At 39.3% G+C, this 2,756-nt stretch carries 5 protein-coding genes; all 5 read left to right on the top strand.

Annotated elements, in window-relative coordinates; genetic code table 11:
• On the top strand, window positions 1-1,161 hold a 1,161-nt coding region (locus H1P_RS32570), incomplete at its 5' end, for an efflux RND transporter permease subunit (RefSeq protein WP_144875521.1).
• A 237-nt stretch (window positions 1,162-1,398) separates the two neighbouring features.
• Window positions 1,399-1,593, top strand: a complete 195-nt coding sequence (locus tag H1P_RS32565) for a type II toxin-antitoxin system VapB family antitoxin (protein ID WP_144875519.1) — start codon at window positions 1,399-1,401, stop codon at window positions 1,591-1,593.
• Window positions 1,590-1,991 carry a type II toxin-antitoxin system VapC family toxin gene (gene vapC, locus H1P_RS32560; protein WP_144875516.1) on the top strand — a complete coding sequence of 134 codons (402 nt, stop codon included), beginning with the start codon at window positions 1,590-1,592 and terminating at the stop codon, window positions 1,989-1,991. The genes H1P_RS32565 and vapC overlap by 4 nt, the downstream gene beginning before the upstream one ends.
• Before the next feature lie 76 nt (window positions 1,992-2,067).
• Window positions 2,068-2,508: a heavy metal-responsive transcriptional regulator gene (locus H1P_RS32555; RefSeq protein WP_144875514.1), complete on the top strand. Its 441-nt coding sequence runs from the start codon at window positions 2,068-2,070 to the stop codon at window positions 2,506-2,508.
• Window positions 2,509-2,543: 35 nt separating this feature from the next.
• The gene (locus H1P_RS39145) at window positions 2,544-2,666 is read left to right on the top strand and encodes a hypothetical protein (protein ID WP_281291279.1); all 123 of its coding nucleotides are present in this window, start codon (window positions 2,544-2,546) and stop codon (window positions 2,664-2,666) included.
• The last annotated feature ends 90 nt before the right edge of the window (window positions 2,667-2,756 follow it).

The following is a 2,756-nucleotide window of genomic DNA, read 5'->3' as shown; positions in this document are numbered from 1 at the left end:
GTAGATGTCATGGCAACTTCGGCAGCACCTATTCAAATTGCCGTATACGGTGAAGATTTAGATGTTCTCTATCCCTTGGCAGATAAGGTACGGTCGATTGCTAAAGACACTCCTGGGCTAGTCATGGCGCATACCAGTTCGTCTTTGTCACAACCAGAATACCAACTACAGATAGATCGCCGTCGCGCTCAAGAATTGGGCTTAAATATCGAACAAGTAGCCGAACAAGCTCGTTATGCTCTCAATGGCGGTTTTACTCGTAAATACTATAACCGTCCTAACCTGAGACAGAATGATATTTTAGTCCGTTACCAGGAGAGCGATCGCGCCTATGGTCAAAACCTCGCAGCTACCTATATTACCACTCCCAACGGACAGCAAGTACCCCTTAGTACCGTTGCGACTTTAAAGCGAGAATATGGGGCAACTTTAATCGAACACGTTAACGGTAAGCGAGTAGTTTATGTCAATGGTTACTATCGCAAATCAAGTCCTGCTTCGATGGATTTATCAATGGCGATCGCTATGCGGGCGGGAGAAGAGTTAAATTTCCCTCCTGGCTACGGTTTGGATTCGATGGGAGATATGACCGATATGATGATTGAATTCGATCGCCTCCTCAAAGGTTTAATCGTCTCCATCATCTTGATTTACTTGATTCTGGTAATTCAGTTTGGCTCGTTTATCCAACCCTTAGTCATGATGCTATCGATTCCCCTACAGTTAATCGGCGTATTTGGTGCATTACTACTGGCTCAACAAACCCTTTCATCCGTTTCTATCTTAGGAATTATCATTCTTTCTGGTATTTCCGTCTCTGCTGCCATTCTTTTACTTGAGCTAATCTTAACCAAGCGACAAGAAGGAGTTTCCAGAGCCGAAGCTATTCGCCAAGCTGCACCAGTGCGACTCAAAGCAATCTTTATGACTACCCTAACCACCATGATTGTCATCGTGCGACTGGCTTTTTATCCCGAAACTGGCATGGATGCTTATTCTCCCATCGCTACAGTTGTCTTGGGCGGATTAACTGTTTCTACTCTATTAACGCTGATTGTGATTCCGATTGTTTATACCTTTGTGGATGACATTACTCAGGGGTTGGGTAAAATGCGGAATAAGCGATCTCCTCGTAAACAACTTCCTCAAGTGGAATCTTGATACATTCTTTATGTCAGTTACTTAGTGGGTTGATCTTGAAAAATGGACATTCAAAAGTTATGTCTTGAAACTCATTTAGATGAGCATAACAACGACAGTAAGTTGTTAAATTTGAATAAATGAGCATATTTAACATCAAGAGAATTTCTGATTTGCGATCGCACTAAATCAAGCCCTGCGCCAAAAAAGATATAATGTGTATAAAAGTTACTCTCAATACACATCGATTTCCCAAAAATGAGAACCAATATCGTAATCGACGAAAAGTTGATGAATGATGCGCTACTTGCTACTGGATTAAAAACTAAAAAAGAAGTTGTAGAACTAGGACTAAAAACATTAGTTAGACTCGATCGCCAAAAACAGATTAAAGAATTAAAAGGCAAACTCAAATGGGATGGCGATCTTGAAGCGATGAGAAGCAATCAATGATTATAGTAGATTCAAGTGTTTGGATAGACTATTTCAATGGCAGAGATACGCCCCAAACAGATAAACTCGATCGACTTCTTGGAGAAGAATTATTAGGGATCGGGGATGTTATTTTGACAGAAGTTTTGCAAGGATTTCGTGCTGACAAAGATTACCGAACAGCCAAAAAAGTTCTAACTTCTCTCACTGTATTCAATATGCTTGGTCTTGAAATTGCAATTAAAAGTGCAGACAACTTTAGAATATTGAGAAAGCAAGGTATAACAATTAGAAAGACAAATGATGTAATTATCGCCACATTTTGTATAGAGAACAATCATACTCTTTTATTTTCAGATAAAGATTTTATCCCTTTTGTGAAATACCTCGGCTTGAATGCTGTATTGACAGATTCGTAAAGCGATCGCCTGTCTGCTCTCTTGACTCTACAGCCAACTAGAGAGTTTAAACTTAAAGAAACACAAGTAAGCAATTATGAGTAAAGCAACTAATCTCAAAATTGGCGAACTGGCAAAACAAACAGGTTTAGCTGTGGGGACTTTGCGTTATTACAGCGACTTAGGACTCCTGCAACCAGTACAGAGAGGCGATAACGGCTATCGTTACTATAGTCAGAATGCGAGTAGACAGGTGGAATTTATTAAGAAAGCTCAGGCTATTGGATTCACTCTCGAAGAAATAAAAACCATTCTCGATGTGCGCGTTCGCGGAGAAAAACCCTGTAGCTTAGTACAAGGCTTATTGGATCGGAAAATCGAACAATTAGAAATTCAGATTAAGAAAATGAGCTTATTTAAACAGGAGTTAGAAGAATATCGTACAAGCTGGATTAACAACCCCAATCTGGAATCGAACTCTCAAGAAGTTTGTCCCTTGATTTCAAGTGTGTCCCTAAATTCTACACCACCAAATTAATCCCATCTTTCATATTCTTCAATACAAGATAAATCATGAGTTTTCAGTCTTTAATTGCTCACAATGGAGTTTCTCATCAGAAATCTAGTCCAGTAGAAAAACCAAAACTATCGCCAACTGAACCCCAAACAAATCAAAAGTCAAATATTGATTCTTAAAATGTTATACCCCAAGGCAATTCTACATCTAAAAAACAAGTCGTAGAAACGCCAAAAAATAAGACCAATTTAATAAAGGAAACGGAAGCT

Origin of the sequence: Hyella patelloides LEGE 07179, assembly GCF_900659865.1 — a bacterium.
In the GTDB taxonomy this organism is placed as follows: domain Bacteria; phylum Cyanobacteriota; class Cyanobacteriia; order Cyanobacteriales; family Xenococcaceae; genus Hyella; species Hyella patelloides.
The sequence above is the reverse complement of the archived record's forward strand: the minus strand, read 5'-3'. Positions and strand labels throughout refer to the sequence as shown.

Bases quoted from the DNA above. Each gene is read 5' to 3' on its own strand.
- H1P_RS32565 (WP_144875519.1), top strand. From the start codon at position 1,399: ATGAGAACCAATATCGTAATCGACGAAAAGTTGATGAATGATGCGCTA.
- vapC (WP_144875516.1), top strand. From the start codon at position 1,590: ATGATTATAGTAGATTCAAGTGTTTGGATAGACTATTTCAATGGCAGA.
- H1P_RS32555 (WP_144875514.1), top strand. From the start codon at position 2,068: ATGAGTAAAGCAACTAATCTCAAAATTGGCGAACTGGCAAAACAAACA.
- H1P_RS39145 (WP_281291279.1), top strand. From the start codon at position 2,544: ATGAGTTTTCAGTCTTTAATTGCTCACAATGGAGTTTCTCATCAGAAA.